This is a genomic window from Aequorivita sp. CIP111184, assembly GCF_900489465.1.
Taxonomy (GTDB): domain Bacteria; phylum Bacteroidota; class Bacteroidia; order Flavobacteriales; family Flavobacteriaceae; genus Aequorivita.
Genome location: NZ_UEFQ01000033.1, coordinates 1 through 882 on the forward strand (window position 1 = coordinate 1; position 882 = coordinate 882).

The following is an 882-nucleotide window of genomic DNA, read 5'->3' on the forward strand; positions in this document are numbered from 1 at the left end:
ATTTGACACATTTTCAAGCCTGATCAAAAAAACAAAGCTGCTTAAAGAGGCTTATATGGGTTGGGTTTTTATAAATTATGGGGTTGTGCAACGGTTACCGGTGTTGCCAACCGTTTTCTATTCCGCTTTTAGTATTTCAATCGTTTGTTTGCTTTCAGGCGGATTTTTAATTCTGACATTGATTTTCGTATAATTCCATTCATTATTTATGCGGTCAGCACTAATATCCAATTTAGCTTTTCCTTTTGTTCCTTTTAATCGGATTGTTGAATTCACCGTTTGGTTTTCATTCGTGTAATGGACTGATCCTTCTAAAATGGCTAGTTTGTCAATCGGTTCTATTTCACCAAGTAGTTCATTAACTTTTTGGTCAGATTTTACTTTTTCTAACGCATTTTCATAAAGTTCAGTATCTGAATATGCTTGAGCCAAATCAGCACTAATTCCTCCCATTCCGGAAGAAATAAAAACCGATATAATAATCAATAATATTCCGCTGGCAGGAACGAACCATTTCCAATTCATTTTCCACCAACTTTTCTGCTTAATCAGCTCATTATTCATTTTGTGTTATTTTTAATTCAAATAGATTTTTTGTAGTCTATATTTTCCTTATTCAAACTAAATTTCAATTGTTTTTACGGTTTTTCTCAAATGGTTGGTAACGGTTTGTATAAAAATAGTTGCGGGTTTACCTGCGAGGATTTTCCGCAGGAAAATCAGACGTAGTAAACCTGCAACGGCCTTTGTTTAAGCCCAAAATCGAGCAATTATTTTTATACTGTGTGCCTGTTGCACAAGTTAGCAATTTTCCTTAATTTCATGGTATGCAAGGAAAAAAGATCTACCAAGAAAAGCTCTTCAACGATTTCCGTTTGAGCG

Annotated in this window: 1 protein-coding gene; it reads right to left on the minus strand. The window is 34.5% G+C overall.

Translation table 11 applies throughout. From position 1 onward, the window contains the following. Positions 1–117 precede the first annotated feature (117 nt). Positions 118–564 carry a cytochrome c oxidase assembly factor Coa1 family protein gene (locus AEQU1_RS15700; protein WP_111882630.1) on the minus strand — a complete coding sequence of 149 codons (447 nt, stop codon included), beginning with the start codon at positions 562–564 and terminating at the stop codon, positions 118–120. Positions 565–882: the final 318 nt, after the last annotated feature.

Excerpts from the sequence above, each read along its gene's own strand:
- AEQU1_RS15700 (WP_111882630.1), bottom strand. The coding sequence starts at position 564 with ATGAATAATGAGCTGATTAAGCAGAAAAGTTGGTGGAAAATGAATTGG.